At 62.9% G+C, this 21,940-nt stretch carries 18 protein-coding genes and 1 riboswitch; of the genes, 5 read left to right on the forward strand and 13 right to left on the reverse strand.

Annotated features, from left to right (window positions below; all coding sequences use genetic code 11):
- Window positions 1-16: 16 nt before the first annotated feature.
- A complete protein-coding gene (gene djlA, locus IMX17_RS16180; RefSeq protein WP_025301546.1) occupies window positions 17-838 on the forward strand; it encodes a co-chaperone DjlA in 822 nt (273 codons plus the stop codon).
- Window positions 839-883: 45 nt separating this feature from the next.
- On the opposite strand, the gene rluA is transcribed toward djlA, so the two are convergent.
- The 3 genes from rluA to IMX17_RS16195 form a co-directional block, all read right to left on the reverse strand.
- Window positions 884-1,534 carry a bifunctional tRNA pseudouridine(32) synthase/23S rRNA pseudouridine(746) synthase RluA gene (gene rluA / locus IMX17_RS16185; protein WP_004932866.1) on the reverse strand — a complete coding sequence of 217 codons (651 nt, stop codon included), beginning with the start codon at window positions 1,532-1,534 and terminating at the stop codon, window positions 884-886.
- A gap of 57 nt (window positions 1,535-1,591) precedes the next feature.
- Entirely contained in the window at window positions 1,592-4,498 is a 2,907-nt protein-coding gene (gene rapA, locus IMX17_RS16190; RefSeq protein ID WP_046898111.1) for an RNA polymerase-associated protein RapA, read from the reverse strand.
- 247 nt (window positions 4,499-4,745) lie between these two features.
- Window positions 4,746-7,112 (reverse strand): DNA polymerase II, encoded by a 2,367-nt coding sequence (locus tag IMX17_RS16195; protein WP_193549975.1) that lies wholly within the window; start codon window positions 7,110-7,112, stop codon window positions 4,746-4,748.
- 215 nt (window positions 7,113-7,327) lie between these two features.
- On the opposite strand from IMX17_RS16195, the gene IMX17_RS16200 reads away from it, so the two are divergent.
- Window positions 7,328-8,098, forward strand: a complete 771-nt coding sequence (locus IMX17_RS16200) for a DedA family protein (protein ID WP_193549976.1) — start codon at window positions 7,328-7,330, stop codon at window positions 8,096-8,098.
- Between the two features lie 27 nt (window positions 8,099-8,125).
- Here the strand turns inward: IMX17_RS16200 and ilvN are convergent, their stop codons facing one another.
- The 7 genes from ilvN to sgrR all read right to left on the reverse strand — a co-directional run bounded on the left by ilvN (window position 8,126) and on the right by sgrR (window position 15,566).
- Window positions 8,126-8,419 carry an acetolactate synthase small subunit gene (gene ilvN, locus IMX17_RS16205; protein WP_033641839.1) on the reverse strand — a complete coding sequence of 98 codons (294 nt, stop codon included), beginning with the start codon at window positions 8,417-8,419 and terminating at the stop codon, window positions 8,126-8,128.
- Window positions 8,420-8,422: 3 nt separating this feature from the next.
- Complete coding sequence (gene ilvB, locus IMX17_RS16210; RefSeq protein WP_193549977.1) at window positions 8,423-10,117, reverse strand: acetolactate synthase large subunit; 1,695 nt, start codon at window positions 10,115-10,117, stop codon at window positions 8,423-8,425.
- Between the two features lie 111 nt (window positions 10,118-10,228).
- Window positions 10,229-10,342, reverse strand: a complete 114-nt coding sequence (gene ivbL, locus IMX17_RS16215; protein ID WP_154747116.1) for an ilvB operon leader peptide IvbL — start codon at window positions 10,340-10,342, stop codon at window positions 10,229-10,231.
- Window positions 10,343-10,430: 88 nt separating this feature from the next.
- On the reverse strand, window positions 10,431-11,135 hold the full coding sequence (gene thiQ, locus IMX17_RS16220) for a thiamine ABC transporter ATP-binding protein ThiQ (protein WP_193549978.1): 705 nt from the start codon (window positions 11,133-11,135) through the stop codon (window positions 10,431-10,433).
- Entirely contained in the window at window positions 11,122-12,729 is a 1,608-nt protein-coding gene (thiP, locus tag IMX17_RS16225; RefSeq protein ID WP_193549979.1) for a thiamine/thiamine pyrophosphate ABC transporter permease ThiP, read from the reverse strand. Before thiP ends, thiQ begins: the two co-directional genes overlap by 14 nt.
- The gene (thiB, locus tag IMX17_RS16230; protein ID WP_193549980.1) at window positions 12,705-13,691 is read right to left on the reverse strand and encodes a thiamine ABC transporter substrate binding subunit; all 987 of its coding nucleotides are present in this window, start codon (window positions 13,689-13,691) and stop codon (window positions 12,705-12,707) included. The genes thiP and thiB overlap by 25 nt, the downstream gene beginning before the upstream one ends.
- A 57-nt stretch (window positions 13,692-13,748) precedes the next feature.
- Window positions 13,749-13,867, reverse strand: a riboswitch (TPP riboswitch).
- A gap of 37 nt (window positions 13,868-13,904) precedes the next feature.
- Window positions 13,905-15,566, reverse strand: a complete 1,662-nt coding sequence (gene sgrR / locus IMX17_RS16235; protein WP_033641844.1) for an HTH-type transcriptional regulator SgrR — start codon at window positions 15,564-15,566, stop codon at window positions 13,905-13,907.
- A gap of 90 nt (window positions 15,567-15,656) precedes the next feature.
- On the opposite strand from sgrR, the gene sgrT reads away from it, so the two are divergent.
- The 3 genes from sgrT to IMX17_RS16250 all read left to right on the forward strand — a co-directional run bounded on the left by sgrT (window position 15,657) and on the right by IMX17_RS16250 (window position 18,797).
- Window positions 15,657-15,830 (forward strand): glucose uptake inhibitor SgrT, encoded by a 174-nt coding sequence (sgrT, locus tag IMX17_RS16240; protein WP_071845093.1) that lies wholly within the window; start codon window positions 15,657-15,659, stop codon window positions 15,828-15,830.
- A 156-nt stretch (window positions 15,831-15,986) separates the two neighbouring features.
- The gene (locus tag IMX17_RS16245; protein ID WP_193549981.1) at window positions 15,987-17,180 is read left to right on the forward strand and encodes a sugar efflux transporter; all 1,194 of its coding nucleotides are present in this window, start codon (window positions 15,987-15,989) and stop codon (window positions 17,178-17,180) included.
- A 144-nt stretch (window positions 17,181-17,324) separates the two neighbouring features.
- Complete coding sequence (locus IMX17_RS16250) at window positions 17,325-18,797, forward strand: DASS family sodium-coupled anion symporter (RefSeq protein WP_193549982.1); 1,473 nt, start codon at window positions 17,325-17,327, stop codon at window positions 18,795-18,797.
- A 37-nt stretch (window positions 18,798-18,834) separates the two neighbouring features.
- Here IMX17_RS16250 and leuD read toward each other — a convergent pair whose 3' ends face one another.
- From leuD to leuB, 3 genes are read right to left on the reverse strand one after another with little or no spacing between them, the layout of a single operon-like run.
- On the reverse strand, window positions 18,835-19,437 hold the full coding sequence (gene leuD, locus IMX17_RS16255; protein WP_182265284.1) for a 3-isopropylmalate dehydratase small subunit: 603 nt from the start codon (window positions 19,435-19,437) through the stop codon (window positions 18,835-18,837).
- A gap of 9 nt (window positions 19,438-19,446) precedes the next feature.
- Window positions 19,447-20,847 carry a 3-isopropylmalate dehydratase large subunit gene (gene leuC / locus IMX17_RS16260; RefSeq protein WP_193549983.1) on the reverse strand — a complete coding sequence of 467 codons (1,401 nt, stop codon included), beginning with the start codon at window positions 20,845-20,847 and terminating at the stop codon, window positions 19,447-19,449.
- A 1-nt stretch (window position 20,848) separates the two neighbouring features.
- The gene (leuB, locus tag IMX17_RS16265) at window positions 20,849-21,940 is read right to left on the reverse strand and encodes a 3-isopropylmalate dehydrogenase (protein WP_025159635.1); all 1,092 of its coding nucleotides are present in this window, start codon (window positions 21,938-21,940) and stop codon (window positions 20,849-20,851) included.

Raw genomic sequence — 21,940 nt, forward strand, 5'->3', positions numbered from 1 at the left:
GATAATTGAGGAGTATATGCAGTATTGGGGAAAACTGCTCGGCGTCATCGTCGCCATCTGGTCTGGCGCGGGATTCTGGGGTGTAGTTCTGGGGCTGATTATCGGTCATATGATCGATACGGCGCGCAGCAACAAGCGCAGCCGGGGGTTTTTCACCGACCAGCAAACGCGGCAAACGCTGTTTTTCCGCACCACTTTTCAGGTGATGGGCCACCTGACCAAATCCAAAGGACGTGTCACCGAGGCGGATATCCAGATCGCCAGCTTGTTCATGGATCGCCTGCAGCTGCACGGCGAAGCGCGCACCGCGGCGCAGCAGGCGTTCCGCGAGGGCAAACAGAGCCAGTTCCCGCTGCGTGAGACGCTGCAGCAGTTCCGCAGCATCTGTTTCGGCCGCTTCGATCTGATTCGGATGTTTCTGGAAATTCAGATTCAGGCGGCGTTCGCCGACGGCTCGCTGCACCCGAACGAACGTCAGGTGCTGTATGTCATCGCCGAAGAGCTGGGCATTTCGCGCGCGCAGTTCGATCAGTTCCTCAGCATGATGGAGGGCGGGCGTCAGTTCGGCGGCGGTCAGCAGGGCGGGTATTCGCAGGGCGGTTATCAGCAGGCTCAGCGCGGCCCGACGCTCGACGATGCGTGCAAGGTGCTCGGCGTGCGCAGCAGCGACGATGCCGCCACCATCAAACGCGCCTACCGCAAGCTGATGAGCGAACACCATCCGGATAAGCTGGTGGCGAAAGGCTTGCCGCCGGAGATGATGGAAATGGCCAAGCAGAAAGCGCAGGAGATCCAGGCGGCGTACGACCTGATCAAACGCGAGAAAGGTTTTAAATAAGCGATGAAAGCGGGCCCGGCATGCCGGGCCCGTTTAACATGGGGTTCAGAAATCCGGCTCGGCGCGAAAGTGCATCGGCGTCTGGAAGGCGGGGTGGGTGATGCGCAACTCTTGCGCATGCAGCTGCAATCGCGGCGCCATCGCCTTGGCCTCCGGCGGGGCGTAGAAACCGTCGCCGAGGATCGGGTGTCCCAGCGCCAGCATGTGCACCCGCAGCTGATGTGAGCGGCCGGTGATCGGCGTCAGCTTCACGCGCGTGCTGCCATCGGCGTCGCGCGACAGCACCAGATATTCCGTTTGCGCCGCTTTGCCGGTGTCAAAACACACCTTTTGCAGCGGCCGGTTCGGCCAGTCGCAGATTAGCGGCAAATCCACCAACCCTTCGTCATGTTCCATATGCCCCCAAACGCGGGCGATATAGGATTTCTTCGGTTCGCGTTCGCGGAACTGACGCTTCAGCTCACGCTCGGCGGCCTTGTTGAGCGCCACCACGATCACCCCGCTGGTGGCCATATCCAGCCGGTGCACCGATTCGGCGGCCGGATGATCGGCCTGAATGCGGGTCATCAGGCTGTCTTTGTTTTCCGGCGCGCGGCCGGGCACCGACAGCAAGCCGCTGGGCTTGTTGACCACCATGATGTGTTCATCCTGATACAGGATGTGCAGCGGGTCCTGCGGGGGATTGTAGGGTTCCATCTTGGCTCCGCGAAAAGGGCCGAACGGGGAGATGGCTGCCTCCCCGCGTCGCGCCGGTTACTGGTGGGTGACCACCACCAGACGAATGGCGTCGAGACGCCAGCCGGCTTCATTGAGGTTGGCCAGCACCTGACGGCGGTTGAACTCCAGCGTCTCGACTTCGTCGTCGCGGATGTTTGGGTTGACCGCCTTCAGCGCTTCCAGACGCGCCAGCTCGGCGCTCAGCTTGTCGTCCGCCTCTTGCTTCGCCTGTTCGATAAGCGTGCGCGCCTGCGCTTCCACCAGGCTTTCCGCCTGCTGCAGCATGGCGTGCACGTCTTGCTGCACGGCGTTGACCAGCTTACTGGAGGTGTGACGGTTGACCGCGTTCAACTGGCGGTTGAAGCTTTCGAACTCGACCTGCGCCGCCAGGTTGGTGCCCTTGCGGTCCATCAGCATGCGGATCGGCGTCGGCGGCAGGAAGCGGGTCAGCTGCAGGTGCTTCGGCGCCTGGGCTTCCACCACGTACACCAGCTCAACCAGCAAGGTGCCGACCGGCAACGCTTTGTTTTTCAACAGGGACACCGCACAGCTGCCGGTATCGCCGGACAGGATAAGATCCAGGCCGTTGCGGATGATCGGGTGTTCCCAGCTGACGAACTGCGCGTCTTCGCGCGACAGCGCCTGATCGCGATCGAAGGTGACGGTGCAGCCGTCCTGTGGCAGGCCCGGGAAGTCCGGCACCAGCATATGGTCGGACGGCGTGAGCACGATCAGGTTGTCGCTGCGATCTTCCTGATTGATGCCGACGATGTCGAACAGGTTGAGCGCGAAGCCCACCAGGTTGACGTCGTTATCTTGCTCGGCGATGGCGGCGGCCAGCGCCTGGGCTTTGTCACCGCCGTTGGAGTGCATCTCCAGCAGACGGTCGCGGCCCTGTTCCAGCTGCGCTTTCAACTGGTCATGCTGCTGGCGGCAGGCGTGGATGAATTCGTCCAGGCCTTCCTGCTCGGTCGGCGCGGCCAGATAGCCGATCAACTGCTCGTAGCAGCTGTCGTAGATGGTGCGGCCGGTCGGGCAGGTGTGTTCGAAGGCGTCCAGCCCTTCGTGGAACCAGCGGCCCAGCACCGCCTGTGCGGTATGCTCCAGGTAAGGCACCATGATTTGGATATCGTGCATCTGGCCGATACGGTCCAGACGGCCGATGCGCTGTTCCAGCAGATCCGGGTTGAACGGCAGATCGAACATCACCAGTTGGCTGGCGAACTGGAAGTTGCGGCCTTCGGAACCGATCTCGGAACACAGCAGCACCTGCGCGCCTTCCTCTTCGGAGGCGAAGTAGGCGGCGGCGCGGTCGCGCTCGATGATCGACAGCCCTTCGTGGAACACCGCGGCGCGGATCGCTTCACGCTCGCGCAGTACCTGCTCCAGCTGCAGCGCGGTGTCGGCTTTGGCGCAGATCACCAGCACTTTTTCGTTGCGGTTGGCCAGCAGGTAATCCAGCAGCCACTCGACGCGTGGGTCGAAGTTCCACCAGGTGGCGTTTTCGCCTTCGAATTCCTGATAGATTTGCTCCGGGTACAGCATGTCGCGCGCGCGCGCCTCGACGGACTTTTTGGCGCCCATGATGCCGGAGACTTTGATCGCGGTCTGATACTGGGTTGGCAACGGCAGCTTGATCTGGTGCAGGTTGCGGTGCGGGAAGCCCTTCACGCCGTTGCGGGTGTTGCGGAACAGCACGCGGCTGGTGCCGTGGCGATCCATCAGCATCGAAACTAGCTCCTGGCGCGCCTGCTCGGCGTTGTCGCCTTCGCTGTTGGCCGCTTTGAGCAGCGGTTCGATGTCCTGCTCGTCGATCAGCTCGCCCAGCAGGTTCAGCTTGTCGTCGGCCAGGCGTTCACCGCTGAGCAGCAGGGTGACGGCGTCGGCCACCGGACGGTATTTCTGCTGTTCGGCGACGAACTCGCCGTAGTCGTGGAAACGGTTCGGATCGAGCAGGCGCAGGCGCGCAAAGTGGCTCTGTTGGCCCAGCTGTTCCGGGGTGGCGGTCAGCAGCAGCACGCCGGGGATATGCTCGGCCAGCTGTTCGATCACCTGATATTCGCGGCTCGGCGCTTCTTCACTCCAGGCCAGGTGGTGCGCTTCATCGACCACCAGCAGATCCCACTGGGCGTCCGCCAGCTCTTCCAGGCGCTGCTTGTTGCGGCGCACGAAGTCCAGCGAGCAGATCACCAGCTGTTCGGTCTCGAACGGGTTGCTGCTGTCGAGCTTGGCTTCGGCGTAGCGGCTGTCGTCGAACAGCGAGAAGTAGAGGTTGAAGCGGCGCATCATCTCCACCAGCCACTGGTGCTGCAGCGTTTCCGGCACCACGATCAGCACGCGCTCGGCGCGGCCCGCCAGCAGTTGTTGGTGGATGATCATGCCGGCTTCGATGGTTTTGCCGAGGCCGACTTCGTCCGCCAGCAGAACGCGCGGCGCATGGCGCTGGCCGACTTCATGAGCGATGTGCAGCTGGTGCGGGATCAGGCTGGCGCGCATGCCGCGCAGGCCGGCGAACGGCAGGCGATACTGCTCGCTCTGGTATTTGCGGGCGCGAAAACGCAGCGCGAAACGATCCATGCGGTCGATTTGGCCGGCGAACAGGCGATCCTGCGGCTTGCTGAAGGTCAGTTTGCTGTCCAGCAGCACTTCGCGCATCGCCACGCCGCTTTCCTGGGTGTCCAGGCGGGTGCCGATATAGGTCAACAGACCGTTTTCCTCTTTCACCTCTTCCACCTGCAGCTGCCATCCCTCGTGGCTGCTGACGGTATCGCCCGGGTTGAACATCACGCGGGTGATCGGTGAATCGTTTCTGGCATAGAGGCGGTTTTCACCGGTGGCGGGGAAAAGCAGGGTAATCATGCGCGCATCCAGCGCCACGACGGTGCCCAGTCCTAATTCGCTTTCCGTGTCGCTGATCCAGCGTTGACCAAGAGTAAAAGGCATATATTGTCGGCTCGATTCTTTGTAAGTAAGTCTTGTTACCGGGCGGGAAGGGCCGCGGCACCTGTACTGAACGTCAGCTAATCCCGGTTTGTTTTAAATTTGGCGGGCAATAGCCGTTCACGCCATGCAGACGTCGCGAGACGGCAGGGCTAAGCGTGGTTCAGTTTTGGGAAGGGCGCTATGGTAATGGAAGGCGGCGCGTTCGTCACCTGCAAAACCGGATGATTTTTCTTAACCTGGCGCAATCTCAAAACAGCCCCATCTGCCCGGTGACCAGCGTGGTGAAGTCGTCGTGCAAGAAAGGGAGTATAGCGTCTGCCACCGGTTGCAGCTGACGTTCGAGGTAGTGCTGATAATCGATGGGCGAATGGCGGGTTTCCAGCGGTTCCGGCCCGGCGACGGTCATCACGTAGCTGATCCAGCCGCCGTTCTGATACTGCAGCGGCCGCCCCTGACTGCGGTTGTAGTCGTCGGCGATGCGCGCGGCGCGGGCGTGCGGCGGCACGTTGCGCTGATAGTCGTCGAGCTTTCTGCGCAGCCGTTTGCGGTACACCAGTTGATCGTCGAAGTCGCCGTTCAGGGTTTTGCCGACGTAGTCGCGCACATAGTCCTGGTAGGGCTGTTGTTTGAAGATGCGCTGATAGAGCTGCTGCTGGAACTGCTGCGCCAGCGGCGTCCAGTCGGTGCGCACCGTTTCCAGGCCTTTGTACACCATCTCTTCCTGGCCGTCGGCGCGCGCGATCAGGCCGGCGTAGCGTTTTTTGCTGCCCTGCTCGGCGCCGCGAATGGTCGGCATCAGGAAGCGGGAATAGTGGGTTTCGAACTCCAGCTCCAGCGCGTTCTCCAGCCCGAACTGCTGCTGCAGATGCTGCTGCCACCAGGCGTTGACCCGTTGCACCAGCGCCCGGCCGATCTGCGCCGCCTGTTGTTCGTCATGCGGCTGTTTCAGCCAGACGAAGGTGGAGTCGGTGTCGCCGTAAATCACCTGATAGCCTTCGGCTTCGATCAGCTCGCGGGTTTGGCGCATGATCTCGTGGCCGCGCAGGGTGATCGACGACGCCAGCCGCGGATCGAAGAAGCGGCAGCCGCTCGATCCCAGCACGCCGTACAGCGCGTTCATGATGATCTTCAGCGCCTGCGACAGGGGCTTGTTGTGCTGGCGTTTGGCGGCCTCGCGCCCCTGCCAGATCTGCTCAACGATCGCCGGCAGGCAGTGTTTGCTGCGCGAGAAGCGGGCGTTGCGAAAGCCGGGCACCGAGTCGGCGTCATTTGGGTGGCGCATGCCTTCCACCAACCCGACGGGATCGATCAAGAAGGTGCGGATGATCGACGGGTACAGGCTTTTATAGTCCAGTACCAACACCGAATCGTACAGGCCGGGCCGGGAATCCATCACAAAGCCGCCGGGGCTGTGTTCCTCCGGCTGTTCGCCGAGGTTGGGGGCGACAAAGCCCAGGCGATGCATGCGCGGCATATAGAGGTGGCTGAAGGCCGCCACCGATCCGCCGCTGCGATCGGCCGCCAGCCCGGTGACGGTGGCGCGCTCCAGCAGGAAGTTGAGCAGGTCGGCCTTGGCGAAAATCCGCGTCACCAGCTCGCAGTCCTTCAGGTTGTAGCGGGCCAGCGCCGGCTTGTCTTCGGCGAAGCGCCGGTCGATCTCCGCCATGCGCTGATAGGGGTTGTCGATCGCCTTGCCTTCGCCCAGCAGTTCCTGCGAAACGTATTCCAGGCTGAAGGAGGGAAAGTTCCAGGTGGCGGATTTCAGCGCTTCGATGCCGTCGATGATCAGCCGGCCGGCGGCGGCGGCGAAAAAATGGTTCTGTTTGAAGCCGTGCTCACGCCACTCCAGCAGGTTGCCGCCGCGTCCCAGCCGCAGCGGGATCTGGTAGCGCTCGGCGTGCTTTTGCAGCACCCGCAGATCGAACTGTACCAGGTTCCAGCCGATGATGGCGTCGGGATCGTGACGCTCCAGCCAGGCGTTCAGTCGTTCCAGCAACTGAGGGCGGCTGGCGCAGTATTCCAGATTGAAATCCAGCGGCTCATCGCCGCCGTTGGCCGGCCCCAGCATGTAGACCTGCCGCTGGCCGCAGCCTTCCAGCGCGATGGAGTAAAGTTCGCCGTGGGCGGTGGTCTCGATATCCAGCGATACCAGCTTGAGCGTTGGGCGGTACTCCGGCGCCGGCTTCATCTGGCCGTTGAGCAACAGGCCGCCGCCGTTGGGGCTGCCGTTGAACCACACCGGCGCGGTGATGAAGCGTTCCATCAGGTAGCGCTCCGGCGGGCGAATGTCGGCTTCATAGACCGCAACGCCGCCTTCCCGCAGCAGTTTTTCCAGCTTGATGAGCTGACGGTGCTGGCGGCAGTACAGCCCCAGCATCGGGCGGTGATGAAAATCCGTCAGCGCCAGCGGTTTCAGTTCGACTTGCCGCTCTTCGCGCAGCAGCAGTTCCGCGCGCGGCCTTTGTTCGGCGGGGATAAACGCCACCGAGGTTTGCGGCGGCAGACGCAGCTGACGCGGGCCAGCGTCGGTCGCCAGCCAAAATTCGACCTCGGTGCCGGCGGGCGTGTCGCGCCAGTGGCGAGTGAGCAGGAACCCCTGTTGCAGTGCTGTCATAACCCCTTCGTTTTCCGCCGGGCGGCGTGCGCGACATTCAGCGTGATGTCGGTTTTGACGCTAATATAGATAAATTATAGTATGGTTTTTTATACAGTGATTGTCCATCGCCGTGCGGCGTTGCCAAATACGCATACAATTCATCGATTGACTCGCCAGCGGCGGCGCTGGAAAATCCTCGGCCCCGTTTGGCCCGAATAATCCACAGAGGTGTAATGGAAGCCTATTTACAAGATTTGATCACCCAGTCACTGGCTTTCACCCTGATGGTCGTTCTGCTGGTCGCTTTTCTGGAGTCGTTGGCGCTGGTGGGGTTGCTGCTGCCCGGTACGGTGATGATGGCCAGCATCGGCGCGCTGATCGGCAGCGGCAAGGTGGATTTTTACTACGCCTGGGCGGCGGGCATCGTCGGCTGCCTGCTCGGCGATTGGATCTCCTATTTCGTCGGCCGCGCCTTTAAGGGGCCTTTGCATCGCTGGTCGTTTCTGAAGAAGAACAAAGCGCTGCTCGACAAAACCGAACATGCCTTGCACCAGCACAGCATGGCGACCATTTTGATCGGTCGCTTCGTTGGCCCGACGCGCCCGCTGGTGCCGATGGTGGCCGGCATGCTCGATTTGCCGCCGTACAAGTTTGCGTTGCCGAACATCATCGGTTGCCTGACCTGGCCGCCGGTTTATTTCTTCCCCGGCATTCTGGCGGGGGTAGCGATCGATATCCCCGCCGACGCCAACAGCGCGACGTTCAAGTGGCTGTTGCTTGCGGCGGCGCTGCTGGTCTGGCTGGCGGTATGGTTGAGCTGGCGCTGGTGGCGCGAGGGCAAGCGCAGCGCCGATCGGCTGAGCCGTTGGCTGACACCGCTGCGGCTGCGCGTGGTGTGCGGATTGAGTTGGCTGGCGGCACTGGCGGCCGGTTATGCGCTGAGCCAGCAGCCGCTGATGCCGGTGTATCGCCACCTGCTGTGGCAGGTGTTGTCCGGGCAATGATTGCGGGGGCATTAGCCCCCGTTCGCCTTACTGGAAGAACGCTTCCAGCTGTTCAAATACCCGCACGTCTTCGCTGTGGCGCTTCACCCGCAGCACGTCTTCCAGCTTTTCCACCTGGCTTATCATTTGTTCCAGCCGCTGATCGTCGGCGACCAATAGCCAAATGCGGCTCTGTTGGCCGTCTTTCAACGGCAGACACAGAATGCCTTCGACGTTGAACGCGCGGCGGGCGAATAGCCCGCAAACGTGCGACATCACGCCGGGATGGTTGCGCACCGCCAGCTCCAGGATCACCTGTGGTTTATCTTGTGGTTGCAGCATGGCTTATTCTCCAATCATGTCGATGTTGGCGGCGCCCGGCGGCACCATCGGGAACACTTTTTCGTTGATATCGATCAGCGCGTGGATCAGGCAGGGCCCCGGGCGCTGGATCGCCTCGGCCAGCGCCGCCTGCGGATCTTCCGCGGCGTTCAGATCGCAGGTATCCAGCCCGAATCCGGCGGCGATTTTCAGGAAGTCGGTACGCTTCGGATAGGCGGCGGCGAAGATGCGCTGCTGGTAGAACAGGGTTTGCTGCTGGTGCACCAGCCCCAATGCCTGGTTGTTCATCAAAATGATTTTCACGTCCAAATCGTGCTCGACCGCGGTGGCCATTTCCTGAATGTTCATCATCAGGCTGCCGTCGCCGGAGAAGCACAGCACTTTACGTTCGGGCTCCGCCAGCGCCGCGCCGATCGCCGCCGGCAGACCGAAGCCCATGGTGCCCAGGCCGCCCGACGTCAGCCACTGGCGCGGCCGGCTCAGCGGATAGGCCTGCGCCACCCACATCTGATGCTGACCCACGTCGGTGGTGATGATGGCGCTGTCGTCCACGCAGCGCGCGGCGGCCAGCACCAGGCCGTAATGGCTCAGCGGATCGTCGGCGTTCGGCATGTTGAACGGGAATTCGCGCTTCAGGTCGTTGACGATGTTCAGCCACGCGCTGCGCGGCTGCGTGTCGATCTGCGGCAGCAGCTGTTGTAGCACCTGGCCGACGTCGGCATGGATCGCCACGTTGGCCTGTTTGACCTTGCCCAGCTCGGCGCGGTCGATATCCACGTGAATGATGGCGGCGTTAGGGCAGAACTGCTCGGTTTTGCCGATTGCCCGATCGTCGAAGCGCGCGCCCAGCACGATCAGCAGATCGGCCTCCTGCAGAATGAAGTTGGTGCTGCGCGCGGCGTGCATGCCCAGCATGCCCAGCGACAGCGGGTGTTCCACCGGCATCGCGCCCAGCGCCATCAGCGTCATGGTGGTGGGCAGACCGGCGCGCTCGGCCAGCTCCAGCGCCTGCCGGTGAGCGTCGGCGCAGATGATGCCGCCGCCCAGGTAGAGGATCGGGCGTTTCGCCTGATTGATCATCGCGGCGGCCTGCGAAACCAGCGCCGGATCGAAGCTCGGGGCGGCGTCCGGCACGGCGATCGGCGGCAACTCTTCCAGGGTGATGGTGGCGGTCTGCACGTCTTTCGGCACATCGATCCAGACCGGGCCGGGGCGGCCGGACTCGGCGATGCGGAACGCATCGCCAATCACCTGCGGCAGCTCGCGGATATCGCGCACCAGATGGTTGTGCTTGGTGATCGGGATGGAAATGCCGTAGGTATCCACTTCCTGGAAGGCGTCTGTGCCGATCATCGAGGAAGGCACCTGCCCGGTGATGCATACCAGCGGAATGGAGTCGAGCTTGGCATCGGCGATGGCGGTGACCAGGTTGGTGGCGCCCGGCCCGCTGGAGGCGATGCACACCGCCGCTTTGCCGTTGGCGCGCGCCATGCCTTGCGCCATAAAGCCCGCGCCCTGTTCGTGGCGCGCCAGCACGTGGTGAATGCGGGTGCTTTGGCTCAGCGCGTCATACAGCGGCAGCGCCGCGCCGCCAGGGATGCCGGCGACGGTGGTGATGCCCTGACGCTCCAGCAGATGAACGATCAATTGTGCGCCGGTGAAGCGGGTACTCGGTTGAGGCGTGCCCGAAGTTGCCATGTTCCTGTCCTTTCTCAAGGCCGGTGAGCTTTTCTGGGCAGGGTGCTAAAACAAGAAACCCCGCCCGGTTTGCGCCGGCGGGGTTTGGGAATCGATGCGTTGATTCGGACCCTACGGCGCATTGCCGACGACCACCACCACACGCACGACGACCACCGCGGCTGGTAGCGCGGTAACTAGTAGGGTCGAAGTCAGCGAGGATGCGATCACAGGGAACCTTATCATCAGTAAAAAAAGTCAGGTTTTTATAAAAACACAGGCGCAAAATTCGCACAACAGGTTTATTGGCGCAGCATAAAAAACGCGCGTCAGATCACGCTTTACCCGAAATGCCCAGCACGCGCGCTTCGGGGGCGCTGCCGTCCAGCAGGGCCTGCGTCGGGCCGTCGTAGTAGATGCGGCCATCGACCACCAGCAGCGTGCGCGGCGCGATGCGCGCGGCGTCGTCGAGGTTGTGCGATACCATCAGCAGCGTCAGGTCGCGCTGTTCGCACACCGTCTGCAGCAGCTGCAGCATCTCGTTGCGCAGCGCCGGATCGAGCGCCGAGAAGGGCTCGTCGAGCAACAGGATCGGCCGTTGGCGAATCAAACAGCGCGCCAGCGCGGCGCGCTGACGCTGACCGCCGGAAAGCTGCGCTGGCAGGCGATCCAGGTGTTCTTCCAGGCCGACCTGACGGGCGATGTGTTCTCGCTGTTGACGCTGCTGCGCAGTCAAGCGCAGACCGGGATCCAACCCCAACCCGATGTTCTGCGCCACCGTCAGGTGAGCGAACAGGTTGTTTTCCTGAAACAGCATCGACACCGGCCGTTTGGCCGGCGGCGTGGCGGTGTGGTCTTCGCCGTTCAGCAGCAGCCGGCCGCTGGCCGCCGGCAGAAAACCGGCGATCAGGCTCAGCAGGGTGCTTTTACCTGCGCCGCTGGGGCCGAGCACCGCGACGCGCTCGCCCGGCTGGATGCGCAGATCAAAGCGCATCGGCAGGTGTTCATACAGATAGGTCAGTTTTTCAAGCGTCAGCATGGCGGCCCGGTAAGCGTTCAATCAGGGTAAACAGCAGGAAGCACAGCAGCAGCAACAGCAGCGCGGTCACCGCCCCGTCCTGGCTGCGGTAGGCGCCAATCTGCTGATACAGGTAAAAAGGCAGGGTACGGAAATGCTCGTTGCCAAACAAGGCGACCACGCCGAAATCGCCGATCGACAGCACGCAGGCGAAGGCCAGCGCCTGCGCCAGCGGGCGGCGCAGGGCGCGCAGTTCAATCAGCCGCAGCCGTCGCCAGCCGCGGATATCCAGCGACAGGCACAGCGGGTTGTAACGTTCGGCGAGATCGCGCATCGGGTTCTCCAATACCTTCAGCGCATAGGGCACCGCCATCAGCGCATTGGTGAGGATCACCAGCGCATAGGGCGACTGCGGCAGCCCGATCGTATCGCTCAGCAGCAGGAAGAAGCCGGTGGCCAGCACGATGCCCGGCATCGCCAGGATCACCATGCCGCTCAGCTCCAGCGCCTGGCCGCCGCGCAGGTGCTGCCGTAGCTTCAGCTCGCGGCTGCTCCACAGCAGCATCATCGTGAGCGCCACACACAGCGCTCCGGCGCCAAGGGCGATGCGCAGCGACGTGAACAGCGCCTGCCACAGCACCGGCTGGCGCAGCACGCTGACGATAGCCTGATTGGCGCCGTCGGCGATCACCGCCAGCAGAGGCGGCAGCAGCAGCAACAGCGCGGCGGCGATCAGCAGAAAATCGCTGATGCGCCGCCACAGGCTGTCTTCCGGGTTGCGCCAGCGCTGGGCGTGGGTATGCCCTACCGGCAATGCCTGGCTCAGGCGTTGGCTGATCAGCACCAGCCCCAGACAACAGCCCAGTTGGATCAGCGCCAGCAGGGCGGCGCGGCCCAGATCGTAGTCGTAACTCAGCGCCTGGTAGATCGCCAGCTCGATGGTGGTGGCCTGCGGCCCGCCGCCCAGTGACAGCACGGTGGCGAAGCTGGCGAAGCACAGCATGAAGATCAGCGCGCCGCTCGGCAGGATTTGGCGGCGCAGCGCCGGCCATTCGACGAAGCGGAACTGCTGCCAGCCGTTCATGCCCAGCTGGGCGGCCAGCTGGCGCTGCTCCACCGGAATGTTCTCCAGCGCCTGCAGCAACAGGCGGGTGGCCAGCGGCAGGTTAAAGAACAGGTGCGCCAGCAGAATGCCCTGCAGACCGTAGGGTGAGAAATCATACTCGACGCCCAGCCAGCCGCACAGCGTCGCCAGCCAGCCCTGGCGCCCATAGACGCTGAGCAGGCCGAACACCGCCACCAGCACCGGCAGCACCAGCGTCATGGCGCACAGCCGCAGCAGCAGTCGTCGGCCGGGGAAATGACGCCGATAGAGCGCGCGCGCCAGCAGAATGGCGGGCAGCACCGAAATCAGCGCCGACAGCAGCGCCTGCAGGAAAGTGAAGCGCACCACGTGCCACAGGTAGCTGTCCTGCCACAGGCCGCGCCAGTCGCTGTCCGGCGCGTGACGCCACAGCGAGCCCATCGCCAGCGCGGCGACCAGCAGGATCATGCCGGCGGCCAGCAGCCCCGGCAAGAGCCAGTGGGGGATCAGCGGCTGACGGCGGTTTGCCATGCCCGGATCCAGCCGCCGCGTTGTGTGGCCACCTCTTCGGCGCTGTATTGCAGCGCGGTATGCGGCACGTTCATCTGTTCAAAGCCGACGGGCAGCGGGGTGTTGATCACCGGGTACATCCAGTTGCCGGTCGGGATGGTGTTCTGGAACGCCGGCGTCACCATGAACTGCATGAAACGCTCCGCCAGCTCAGGCTGTTTGGTGGCCTTCAGTTTGCCGGCCACTTCCACTTGCAGGTAGTGGCCTTCGCTGAACGTGGCGGCGGCGTAGCGGTCTTTTTTCTCGGCGATCAGATGATAGGCGGGGGAGGTGGTGTAGCTGAGCACCAGATCGCCTTCGCCTTTCAGGAACAGGCCGTAGGCTTCGCTCCAGCCTTTGGTGACGGTCACGGTCTTTTTCGCCAACTGCTGCCAGGCGGCCGGCGCCTTGTCGCCATACACTTTTTGCATCCACAGCAGCAGGCCGAGGCCCGGCGTGCTGGTGCGCGGATCTTCGTAGATCACCTTCCAGTCACGATCGCTGCTGACCAGCTCCTGCAGGCTTTTCGGCGGGTTCTTCAGTTTTTCCTTGTCGTAGACGAAGGCGAAATACCCGTAGTCGTAAGGCACGAAGGTCGCGTCCTGCCAGCCGCCCGGCACCGTCAGTTTGGCGGTGTCCACGCCGCTCGGCGCGAACAGGCCGGTTTGCTGCGCCGCCTGCAGCAGGTTGTTGTCCAGCCCCAGCACCACGTCGGCGGCGCTGTTCTTGCCTTCCATGCGCAGGCGGTTCAGCAGTGAGACGCCGTCTTCCAGCGCCACGAACTTCAGCTCACAGTCGCACTCGGCTTCGAAGGCTTTTTTCACCGCCGGGCCCGGGCCCCAGTCGGCGGCGAAGGAATCGTAGGTGTAAACCGTCAGCGTCGGCTTGGCGAACACCGGCGCGGCGCACAGCAGCAATAAGCAGGGCAGATATTTTTTGACCACGTTGCACTCCTGAAAAATAAGGGGGCAAGGGCATCTGAGGGGGCGAGGCGGCGTCGCCGGTTCGCTGGGCTCAAATCCCTCCGCCGGTATTGACCGGATCAGGTTCGACGGGTGTGCTCTCAGCGGAAAATCGGGCTTATCACGCGGCCCGACTCTCCGCACCCCGTTGAGACGGCGCTATTGTAAAGATTAACCGACCCGGGCGAAAGGCGCTTATGCCTCCGGCGGGGCAAACCAGGCTGACTTGAAGTCGAACCAGCCGAGGGTGTTCATTCGCACGCCGCGCATGCTGCGCTGGCCGTGCAGCTGCAGCCAGTGGTGGAACAGCGGATGCAGTTGGTGATTGCTGACCAGGCGCTGGCAGAACTCCGCCAGCGGCAGACGGTTGGCGCGCCACAGCGCCGCATCCTGCGCCAGGTCCTCGCTCATGCAATGCTGCATCAGCGGCAGCTCGTACAGCGTGGCGAACAGCGAAAACTCCAGCGGCAGATAGAAGTTGGCGCTGCCGAGCCACAGATCGCTGCGCGCGTCGCCCTGGTGCCAGGTCGCGTAATCCACGCTTTGCACGATCAGGCGGATGCCGTGCTGCGCCAGCAGCGGCTCGATCGCCTGGCGGATGGCGTGGAACTCCGAATGCTCATTGAAGTGAGTCAGCGTCAGTTCGGTCAGCCCCGCCGGTTTGGGCTGCTGCGCCAGCGCGCGGTTGTGGTGCCAGCGCGGCAGCAGGCCGTACGCCGGCGACCAATAGCGCTGGTAGAGCGGCCCGGCGTGGCTCAGCAGCGAAATGGGGTTGATCAATTCGCACAGCCAGCTGCGCATGGCGGGATCGGCCGCCAAGGGAGAGCGCTGATCGAACAGCAGGAAGTAGCAGCCTTCTTCCAGACGGCTTTCCAGCTCGCTGTTGCCGGTTTCATCGCCCTGCAGCTGTACGCCGGAGTGCACCAGTTCTTCGGAGAACTCCGGCAGCACCCAGATGTTGACCTCATCGATCAGCGCCCGGTAGCCGAAATAGTCGTCGAAGGCGTGGATCTTCATCTGGCTGGGAAGGTTGCGCACCACGCGGTAGGGGCCGGTGCCGATCGGATGGCGGGTGAAGTCCGGCAGATCGCGCCATTCGCGCGGCAGGATCATGGCGTGCACGCTGCCCAGCAGCCAGGGCAGCCAGTGGTCGGGGCTGCGCAGATGCACGTCGACAACGAACGGCGTCGGCGAGGTGACGCTTTCGATATGCGAGAACAGCGGTTGCGAGGTCAGACGCGAAAGCGAGCTGATGACGTCCGCCATCTCCAGCTCGCGGCCATGATGAAAATGGATCGCCGGGCGCAGGTAAAACCGCCAGTGCAGCGGCGTCAGCGCCTGCCAATGGTGGGACAGATCGGATTCGAGTTCCCCGTTTTCCTCATTTATGCGCGTCAGGCCGTTGAAGATCTGACGCGCCAAATGGGTCTCGGAACGCCGCAGCGCCGAGCCGGGCAGCAGGTTGTACAACTGCCGATAGTAGAGCACCCGCAGGATATGTTTCCCCTGACGGAAGCTGCGGCCCAGCTGCGACAGCAGCATCTGGCGCACCACGTTTTTGTCGCCCACCAGCTGCACCAGTTGATCGATGCGATCCTGCTCCAGCAGCTCCTCGGCCCGCTGTTGCTGCAGCGCCAGGCCGGTGTAATGGAAGGTTAGCCGCGAACGCTTGCCGCGTCCCGACTCCGCCTGCCAGGTGAGCCAGCCCTCCCGCTGCATGGCGCTCAACAGGGAGCGCACGTGGCGCCGCGAACAGCTCAGCGCCTCCGCCAGCGCCTGCAGCGTGGTGTCGGTGGTTTCACCGTGGCAGCGCTGCCACAGACGGATGAACTGCTGCTGCAATCTGGACGTGGACATAAAAGAGGAACACTCCTGTCTCAACTCGTCAATTTTTCTTTCCCTATATTACGCCGATAATTTTCATCAATGAAAGGGGAGGGCGTAATCATGAAAGCTTTCTTATCCAAATCGTTCTATCAACGCTATTTCAGTGCGGTGCGTCGGCAGCACGCCGACTGGCTGAACGTGGTGCCCGAGCAGGCGCGGCTGGCAATATTGGCGCACCTGACGCAATGGGATATCAAAGAGATGAGCGACAAGCAGTATCGCGAGCACCTGTAAGGCGCTGCGGCATAAAAGTTTCTGAGTAATGGTGCTGTTTCACCAGCCAGTGGGTCGCCCCACTGGTTTTTTTATTTGCGGTTAGGGCGATGGACTTGCATTTTCCTCGCCGTGACCTAAGGTTTTTGCTTCTGCTTTGGGATCAGGGAAGAGGATATGGAACGCCTGAGACGGTTATCACTGCGCATCAACCCCATCTTTGCCGCCTTCCTGCTGATCGCTTTTCTCTCCGGCATCGCCGGCGCGTTGCTGACGCCGACGCTCAGCCTGTTTCTGACCACCGAGGTCAAAGTGCGGCCGCTGTGGGTCGGGCTGTTTTACACCGCCAACGCGGTGGCCGGCATCGTCGTCAGCTTCCTGCTGGCCAAACGTTCCGACACCCGCGGCGATCGGCGCAGGCTGATCCTGCTGTGCTGCCTGATGGCGGTCGGCAACTGCCTGCTGTTCGCCTTTAACCGCGACTACCTGACGCTGATCACCGCCGGGGTGCTGATGTCCGCCGTTGCCAACACCGCCATGCCGCAGATTTTCGCGCTGGCGCGGGAATACGCCGACAGCGAGGCGCGTGAAGTGGTGATGTTCAGTTCGGTGATGCGCGCCCAGCTTTCGCTGGCGTGGGTGATAGGCCCGCCGCTGTCGTTTGCGCTGGCGCTGAATTACGGCTTTACCGTGATGTTCCTGATCGCCGCCGCCACCTTCGCCATCTGCGTGCTGCTGGTCGGGTTCATGCTGCCTTCGGTGCCGCGCGCGGACGGCGACGGGCTGCGGGACGGCGCATCCGCGCCGATTGCGCCCGCCAGCGCCTGGCGCAATCGCGACGTGCGTCTGCTGTTCATCGCCTCGATGCTGATGTGGACCTGCAACACCATGTATATCATCGACATGCCGCTGTATATTACCGCCGATCTCGGCCTGCCTGAGGGGCTGGCCGGGGTGTTGATGGGCACCGCCGCCGGGCTGGAGATCCCGGCGATGCTGCTGGCCGGTTACTACGTCAAACGTTTCGGCAAGCGCAACATGATGCTGCTGGCGGTGGCGGCGGGCGTGCTGTTTTACCTCGGGCTGACGGTGCTGGCGACCAAGCCGACCCTGATCGCGTTGCAGCTGCTCAACGCGGTGTTTATCGGCATCGTCGCCGGTATCGGCATGCTCTATTTTCAAGATTTGATGCCGGGCCGACCGGGCGCCGCCACCACGCTGTTCACCAACAGCATCTCGACCGGGGTGATCCTGGCCGGGGTGCTGCAGGGCGCGCTGGTGGAGAACCTCGGTCATGGCTCGGTGTATTGGATGGCGGCGCTGCTGGCGCTGGCGGCGCTCTGGATGAGCGCCAAAGTGCGTGAAGTGTGAGGTCAAACGACGGCATTCTTGATGCAAGTCATTGAGAAGGCTGAAGCGGACGCCCAAGCTGAAGGCATATGGAGCGCGATCGTTGCGTCCACGCCCGTCTCGCTATTGAGATGCCGCCTTGTTGTTTAGAACAGTGGGAACGTTATGGATAAACTCACACCGCTCAAACTGCTTCCTTCCCTGTGCGCCCTTGCCGCCACGCTGATCATCTGGTTCCTCATTCCCGTGCCGGAGGGCGTTGCGCCCAACGCCTGGCAGCTGCTGGCGCTGTTTATCGGCACCATCATCGCCATCATCGGCAAGGCGATGCCGATCGGCGCAGTCTCGGTGATCGCCATCGCCCTGGTGGCGGTGACCGGCGTCACCAACCCCGGCAAGCCGGGCGCCGCGCTGGACGACGCGCTCAGCGGTTTTTCCAACCAGCTGATCTGGCTGATCGGCTTTTCTATCATGATCTCCCTCAGCCTGAACAAAACCGGGCTGGGCGCGCGCATCGGCTACTACTTTATCTCGCTGTTCGGTAAAAAAACGCTCGGCATCGCCTACGCATTGACGTTGGCGGAAACCACCCTGGCACCGGTGACGCCGAGCAACACCGCGCGCGGCGGCGGCATCATTCACCCGATCATGAAATCGATCGCCGACAGCTTTGGTTCCAAACCCGAGCTCAATACCTCCGGCAAGATAGGCCGCTATCTGTCGCTGGTGAACTACAATATTAACCCGGTCACCTCGGCGATGTTTATCACCGCCACTGCGCCTAACCCGCTGATTGTCAGCCTGATCGCCAAAGGCACCCACGGCAGCTTCGAACTGTCCTGGTCGATGTGGGCGATCGCCGCCCTGGTGCCGGGGTTGTGTTCGCTGATCGTGATGCCGCTGATCATTTATCTGCTGTACCCGCCGGAGGTGAAAAGCACCCCGGACGCGCCGCGTTTCGCCCGCGAAAAGCTGCAGGCGCTGGGGCCGGTGACGCTGCCGGAGAAAATTACTCTCGGGGTGTTCGCGCTGCTGTTGGTGCTGTGGGCCGGCATTCCGGCGATGATCTTCGGCCCGGCGCTGGCGGTCAATCCTACCACCGCGGCGCTGATCGGCCTGGCGGTGCTGCTGGCTACCGGGGTGCTGAGCTGGGAGGATGTGCTGAAGCATAAAGGGGCCTGGGATACCGTCGTATGGTTCTCGGCGCTGGTGATGATGGCCAGTTTCCTCGGCAAGCTGGGGCTGATCGGCTGGCTGTCGCAGACCGTCGGCAACGGCATCGACCATATGGGCATGAGCTGGGTGGGCGGCACGATCTTGCTGACCCTCATTTATCTGTATTCTCACTATTTCTTCGCCAGCACCACCGCACACGTAACGGCGATGTTCGCCGCCTTCTTCGCTGCCGGCATCGCGCTCGGCGCGCCACCGGCGCTGCTGGGCCTGATCCTGGCGTTCTCTTCTTCGCTGATGATGTCGCTGACGCATTACGGCACCGGCACCGCGCCGATCATCTTTGGCTCCGGCTACGTGACGCTGGGGGAGTGGTGGAAAGCGGGATGGGTGATGAGTGTAATTAACCTGCTGATCTGGATAGTGATCGGCGGCGCATGGTGGAAGCTGCTGGGCTACTGGTGAGGAAAAAATTCACCCGCCGGGCGGCGGGTGAAGGGGATTAATTCAGAAACGCCGGCTGCTGCGCTTCGTAGCGGGAGATGTCCGCTTCGTGCTGCAGCGTCAGGCCGATGCTGTCCAGCCCGTTGATCATGCAGTGGCGGCGGAAGCTGTCGATTTCGAACGGATAGCTTTTGCCGCCGGCGTTGACCGTCTGGTTCTCCAGATTCACCACGAACTCCGTGCCCTCGTTGGCGTCCACCAGTTTGAACAGCTCGTCCACCTGCTGCTCGCTCAGCGTCACCGGCAACAGCTGGTTGTTGAACGAGTTGCCGTAGAAGATATCGGCGAAGCTCGGCGCGATCACCACTTTGAAACCGTAGTCGGTCAGCGCCCAAGGGGCGTGTTCGCGCGAGGAGCCGCAGCCGAAGTTTTCGCGCGCCAACAGGATGCTGGCGCCTTTATAGCGCGGTTTGTTCAGCACGAACTCCGGGTTCGGTTGCTGGCCGGCGTCGTCGAGGAAGCGCCAGTCGTTGAACAGGTGCTGGCCGAAACCGGTGCGGGTCACCTTCTGTAAAAACTGCTTGGGAATAATGGCGTCGGTGTCGACGTTGGCCGCATCCAAAGGCACCACTAAGCCGGTATGTTGAGTAAATTTAGCCACGTTAGCCCCTTAGTGAATATCACGGATGTCGGCGAAGTGACCGGCGACGGCGGCCGCGGCGGCCATCGCCGGGCTGACCAGGTGGGTGCGCCCACCGCGGCCCTGACGCCCTTCAAAGTTACGGTTGCTGGTGGACGCGCAGCGCTCGCCCGGATTCAGGCGGTCGTTGTTCATCGCCAGGCACATCGAGCAACCCGGCAAACGCCATTCGAAACCGGCTTCGATAAAGATTTTGTCCAACCCTTCGGCTTCCGCCTGGGCCTTCACCGGGCCGGAGCCTGGCACCACGATGGCCTGCACGCCGCTGGCGACCTTGCGCCCCTTGGCGATAGCCGCCGCCGCGCGCAGATCTTCGATGCGCGAGTTGGTGCAGGAGCCGATGAACACTTTGTCGATCGGCACCTCGGTCAATTTGATGCCCGGTTTCAAATCCATGTAGGCCAACGCTTTCTCGGCGGAGGCGCGCTCGACCGGATCGCTGAACGATTCCGGTGCCGGGATCGCCTGATTGACGGCGATCACCTGGCCGGGGTTGGTGCCCCAGGTGACCTGCGGCGCGATCTCTTCGGCGCGCAGCGTCACCACGGTCTCGAACTGGGCGTCAGCGTCGGACTTCAGCGTGCGCCAGTAAGCGACCGCCTGCTCCCAGTTTTCACCGGTCGGTGCGAACTGACGCCCCTTCAGGTAAGCGAAGGTGGTGTCGTCCGGCGCGACCAACCCGGCTTTGGCGCCCATTTCGATCGCCATGTTGCACAGGGTCATGCGGCCTTCCATGCTCAATGCCTCGATCGCCTTGCCGCAGAACTCCACCACGTGGCCGGTGCCGCCGGCGCTGCCGGTTTTGCCGATCACCGCCAGCACGATGTCTTTGGCGGTAATGCCCTCGGCGGCATCGCCGATGACCTCAATCTTCATGGTTTTGGCCCGGCCCTGCTTCAGGGTCTGGGTCGCCAACACGTGCTCCACTTCGGAGGTGCCGATGCCGAACGCCAGCGAGCCGAAGGCGCCGTGGGTCGCGGTGTGTGAATCGCCGCAGACGATGGTCATGCCCGGCAGCGTCATGCCTTGCTCCGGCCCGATCACGTGCACGATGCCCTGGAACGGGTGGTTCAGGTCATACAGCGAAACGCCGAATTCCGCGCAGTTCTTGATCAGCTCCTGCATCTGGATGCGCGCCATCTCGCCGCTGGCGTTGATGTCTTTGGTCTGGGTCGATACGTTGTGATCCATGGTGGCGAAGGTTTTGCCGGGCTGGCGCACCTTTCGGCCCATGGCGCGCAGGCCGTCGAACGCCTGCGGCGACGTGACTTCGTGCACCAGGTGACGGTCGATATACAGTAACGGCGTCTCGTTCGGCGCTTCGTGCACCACGTGGGCGTCATACAATTTCTGGTATAAGGTCTTGGCCATGTTATGCCCCCTGAGCTACAAAGCGAGCGATGATGTCGCCCATTTCATCGGTGCTGACGGCTTTGCCGTCACCGGCCAGATCGGCGGTGCGGTAGCCCTGTTCCAACGCCTGGTTGATGGCGCGCTCCACGGCGTCGGCCGCTTCATCGGCGCCCAGGCTGTAACGCAGCAGCAGGGTAGCGGACAGGATCTGCGCAATCGGGTTGGCGATGCCTTTGCCGGCGATATCCGGCGCGGATCCGCCCGCCGGTTCGTACAGGCCGAAGCCTTGCTCGTTCAGGCTGGCGGACGGCAGCATGCCCATCGAGCCGGTGATCATCGCGCACTCGTCGGACAGGATGTCGCCGAACAGGTTGGAACACAGCAGCACGTCGAACTGGGACGGATCCTTGATCAGCTGCATGGTGGCGTTGTCGATATACATGTGCGACAGCGACACGTCCGGGTAATCCTTGGCGACCTGATTGACCACTTCACGCCACAAGATGGAGCTTTGCAGCACGTTGGCCTTGTCGATCGACGTCACCTTGTGGCGGCGCTTGCGGGCGGATTCGAAGGCGATGCGCGCGATGCGTTCAATCTCGAAACGGTGATACACCTCGGTGTCGAAGGCGCGCTCCTGCATGCCCTGGCCTTCGCGGCCCTTCGGCTGGCCGAAATAGATGCCGCCGGTCAGTTCGCGCACGCACAGAATATCGAAGCCGCGGGCGGCGATATCGGCGCGCAGCGGGCAGAACGCCTCCAACCCTTGATACAGGCGGGCCGGGCGCAGGTTGCTGAACAGTTTGAAGTGCTTGCGCAGCGGCAACAGCGCGCCGCGTTCCGGCTGCTCGGCCGGCGGCAGGTGTTCCCATTTCGGGCCGCCCACCGAGCCGAACAGGATGGCGTCGGCCTGCTCGCAGCCGGCGACGGTCGCCGCCGGCAACGGGCTGCCGTGGCGATCGATGGCGATGCCGCCGACGTCGTACTCGGCGGTGGTGATGCGAATGTCAAAGCGTTGACGCACCGCGTCCAACACTTTGCGCGCCTGAGCCATTACTTCCGGGCCGATGCCGTCTCCGGGCAAGACGGCAATGTGATAAGTCTTCGTCAT

The organism is Serratia sp. X3 (assembly GCF_014982455.1).
Classification (GTDB): Bacteria; Pseudomonadota; Gammaproteobacteria; order Enterobacterales; family Enterobacteriaceae; genus Serratia; species Serratia ureilytica.

Coding starts and splice junctions, on each gene's coding strand:
- leuC (WP_193549983.1), bottom strand. CDS start 20,847: ATGGCCAAGACCTTATACCAGAAATTGTATGACGCCCACGTGGTGCAC.
- ilvN (WP_033641839.1), bottom strand. CDS start 8,419: ATGCTGCAACCACAAGATAAACCACAGGTGATCCTGGAGCTGGCGGTG.
- thiQ (WP_193549978.1), bottom strand. CDS start 11,135: ATGCTGACGCTTGAAAAACTGACCTATCTGTATGAACACCTGCCGATG.
- ilvB (WP_193549977.1), bottom strand. CDS start 10,117: ATGGCAACTTCGGGCACGCCTCAACCGAGTACCCGCTTCACCGGCGCA.
- sgrT (WP_071845093.1), top strand. CDS start 15,657: ATGAAAGCTTTCTTATCCAAATCGTTCTATCAACGCTATTTCAGTGCG.
- rapA (WP_046898111.1), bottom strand. CDS start 4,498: ATGCCTTTTACTCTTGGTCAACGCTGGATCAGCGACACGGAAAGCGAA.
- rluA (WP_004932866.1), bottom strand. CDS start 1,534: ATGGAACCCTACAATCCCCCGCAGGACCCGCTGCACATCCTGTATCAG.
- IMX17_RS16200 (WP_193549976.1), top strand. CDS start 7,328: ATGGAAGCCTATTTACAAGATTTGATCACCCAGTCACTGGCTTTCACC.
- thiP (WP_193549979.1), bottom strand. CDS start 12,729: ATGGCAAACCGCCGTCAGCCGCTGATCCCCCACTGGCTCTTGCCGGGG.
- djlA (WP_025301546.1), top strand. CDS start 17: ATGCAGTATTGGGGAAAACTGCTCGGCGTCATCGTCGCCATCTGGTCT.
- IMX17_RS16250 (WP_193549982.1), top strand. CDS start 17,325: ATGGATAAACTCACACCGCTCAAACTGCTTCCTTCCCTGTGCGCCCTT.
- sgrR (WP_033641844.1), bottom strand. CDS start 15,566: ATGTCCACGTCCAGATTGCAGCAGCAGTTCATCCGTCTGTGGCAGCGC.
- IMX17_RS16245 (WP_193549981.1), top strand. CDS start 15,987: ATGGAACGCCTGAGACGGTTATCACTGCGCATCAACCCCATCTTTGCC.
- IMX17_RS16195 (WP_193549975.1), bottom strand. CDS start 7,112: ATGACAGCACTGCAACAGGGGTTCCTGCTCACTCGCCACTGGCGCGAC.
- leuB (WP_025159635.1), bottom strand. CDS start 21,940: ATGACGAAGACTTATCACATTGCCGTCTTGCCCGGAGACGGCATCGGC.
- ivbL (WP_154747116.1), bottom strand. CDS start 10,342: ATGATAAGGTTCCCTGTGATCGCATCCTCGCTGACTTCGACCCTACTA.